This is a genomic window from Inquilinus sp., from assembly GCF_039594555.1.
In the GTDB taxonomy this organism is placed as follows: Bacteria; Pseudomonadota; Alphaproteobacteria; order DSM-16000; family Inquilinaceae; genus Inquilinus.
Window position 1 is genome coordinate 1 of the sequence record NZ_JBCNNF010000622.1, and the last position, 2,774, is coordinate 2,774.

Below are 2,774 nucleotides of genomic sequence, written 5' to 3' on the forward strand. Positions count from 1 at the left end.
CTTCTCATAGGGTAGCCGGGCCCGCACCCGTTCCGGGTCCAGGCTCAGCAGCAGCGGCAGCAGGTCCAGGCCGCGGTCGCGGGTCGGGTTGGCGGCCAGGTAGTCGTCGATCAGCCCGGCCTGGTCCGGCCGATAGCCCGGCGCCGCGATCCGGTGCAGGAAGGCCGGCGGATAGGGCGGCGGCAGGTGCCGCTCCAGCCGTCGCTGCCCGCGCGCGATCTCCCGCCGCAGCCGCGATTCCATCAGCCCGAAGGCCAGCATCACCGCCGTGATGCGGGGCAGGTCCGCGGCCGGCGCGTCGATGTTGAAATGCAGGCCCAGCGACCCGAAGAGGGTGGCGCCGTGCCCCTTGGCCCCGGCGCCGCGCAGCAGGCCGAGCAGTCGGTCGACCTCCGACAGCCGCTCGACCGGCAGAGGCGGCACGATCAGCTCCCGCGGCACCGCGCCGGACAGCAGCCAGCCCAGCCCGGCGGCGGCCTTCGGCCCGATCCGCACCGGCAGGGTCATGCCGTGCCGCTGCGGATGGGCGTAGCGCAGGTCCAGCTCCACCGCCAGATCGCCGAGCTCGCTCCCCCGGACAGCGAAGGCATGCGCGTCCTCCGCCGCCACCTCGCCGCCAACGACTGCCGCCAAGGCTCGCGCCGCCCGGCGGGCGGAAGGCCCCATGAACTCGAGCTCGACCCCGACACAGCGCGGGGAATCGGAGGTGGGGAGGGGGTGGAAGGCGGCAGGCTCGGTGGGCGGCACGGGCCGTCGGGACCCCTATGATGGGCGGCAGGAGCTTCCGCTCATATGGGGCGCAGAGGACGATGGTGAAGGGCGGAGGCCGTCACGACGCCCCCCGCCCTTGGCCGGCTCAGGCCGCCTTGCGCTCCTTGAGGAAGCGGAAGAACTCCACGCCCTCGCGCAGGCGGCGCTTCATCATCTCCGGGCTGCGCACCATCTCGCCGACGATCGAGGCGATCTTCGGCGCGCGGAAGTAGAAGCGCCGGTAGAAATCCTCCACCGAGTGGAAGATCTCGCCATGGCTCAGATGCGGATAGTGCAGCGGCGCGATCTGCACGCCCTTCTCGTCGACCAGCTCGGCATTGGCCGCGTCCAGCCAGCCATTCTCAACCGCCTGGTTGTACAGGAAGGTGCCCGGATAAGGGGCGGCCAGCGACACCTGGATGGTGTGCGGGTTGATCCGGGTGGCGAAGCGGATCGTCTCCTGGATCGTCTCCTTGGTCTCGCCCGGCAGGCCGAGGATGAAGGTGCCGTGGATCTGGATCCCGAGCTCGTGGCAGTCCTTGGTGAACTTCTCCGCGACCTCGATCCGCATGCCCTTCTTGATATTGTGCAGGATCTGCTGGTTGCCGGATTCGTAGCCGACCAGCAGCAGCCGCAGCCCGTTGTCGCGCATCACCTTCAGCGTCTCGCGCGGCACGTTGGCCTTGGCGTTGCACGACCAGGTGACCCCCAGCTTGCCCAGCTCGCGGGCGATCGCCTCGGCCCGCGGCGCGTCGTCGGTGAAGGTGTCGTCGTCGAAGAAAAATTCGCGGATCTGCGGCATCGTCTGCTTCGCCCAGCGGATCTCGTCGATCACATGGCCGACGCTGCGGGTGCGGTAGCGGTGGCCGCCGACGGTCTGCGGCCACAGGCAGAAGGTGCAGCGCGACTTGCAGCCGCGGCCGGTGTAGATCGACAGGTACGGGTGCTTCAGATAGCCGATGAAATAGTCCTCGATCACCAGGTCGCGGTGATAGACCGGGCTGACGAAGGGCAGCGCATCCATGTTCTCGAGCGTCGCGCGCTCTGGGTTGTGGACCACCACGCCCTCGGAATTGCGATAGGTCAGCCCGTCGATCTTCGACAGGTCGCGGCCGTCGGCGACCTCCTTGATGGTGAAGTCGAACTCGTTGCGGGCGACGAAGTCAATCAGCGGCGATCCTTCCATGCTGCCATTCGGGTCGACCGCCACCTTGGCGCCGACCAGCCCGGCCTTCAGGTTCGGGTTCACCGCCTTCAGCGCCTCGATCATCTTGACGTCGGAGGCGAAGGACGGGGTCGAGGTGTGCAGGACGGCGAGGTCGTAATCCTTGGCCTGCGCCGCCACCGAGGCGGGGCTGATGCGCGACGGCGGGCCGTCGATCAGCTTCGACCCCTCGACCAGCGCCGCCGGCTGCGCCAGCCAGGTCGGGTACCAGAAGGACTTGATCTCGCGCTTGGCTTGGTAGCGAGACCCGGCACCGCCGTCGAAGCCGTCGAAGGACGGCGCCTGCAGGAACAACGTCTTCATCGTCATGGGGAGGGTGGCCTCCGATCCGTCACCAAGGTGCCGTCTGGTACGAGTTGATACAAATGGCCCCGCCAGTTCACGCCGGAGCCGAGATAGCTCACGACGAAAACCGCGAAGGCCAGCAGGTCGCGCGCCGGAATCAGCCAGTAGGGCCGCGGCGGCAGAGAGTAGGCGCGTTCGAAGCGGATGCACAGCCCGATCCGCAGGGCCAGCGCCAGCCCGGCGACGGCAAGGGCCGGCAAGCCCCCGCCGAAGGCCCAGGCGAGCAGCGCCAAGGGCAGCGGATGGGTGATCAGCGACCCGGCATAGCCCAGCGGATCGATGCTCTTGATGGTGCGGGCCCAGCGCATCTCATGCGCCCACATGGTGCCGGCCGAGGCCTCGCTGCACAGATGGCCGATCAGCTGGGTCGACACCGCGACCCGGCGGCCGGCGGCCCACACCGCGGCGCCGATGGCGTAATCCTCGGCCAGCAGGTCGGCGAAAGCCTTGAGGC

Annotated in this window: 3 protein-coding genes; all 3 read right to left on the reverse strand. The window is 69.0% G+C overall.

Features of this window, described 5'->3' with window-relative positions:
* Positions 1-747: amidoligase family protein (locus tag ABDW35_RS35120; protein ID WP_343718477.1), on the reverse strand; the 747-nt coding region annotated here is incomplete at its 3' end.
* A 109-nt stretch (positions 748-856) separates the two neighbouring features.
* Complete coding sequence (hpnJ, locus tag ABDW35_RS35125; RefSeq protein ID WP_343718478.1) at positions 857-2,284, reverse strand: hopanoid biosynthesis associated radical SAM protein HpnJ; 1,428 nt, start codon at positions 2,282-2,284, stop codon at positions 857-859.
* Positions 2,281-2,774, reverse strand: a 494-nt coding sequence (locus ABDW35_RS35130; RefSeq protein ID WP_343718479.1) for a glycosyltransferase, incomplete at its 5' end; no start/stop codon positions are given. The genes ABDW35_RS35130 and hpnJ, both read right to left, overlap by 4 nt.

What these genes read in the sequence shown, in the direction of transcription:
- hpnJ (WP_343718478.1), bottom strand. Translation starts at nt 2,284, where the DNA reads ATGACGATGAAGACGTTGTTCCTGCAGGCGCCGTCCTTCGACGGCTTC.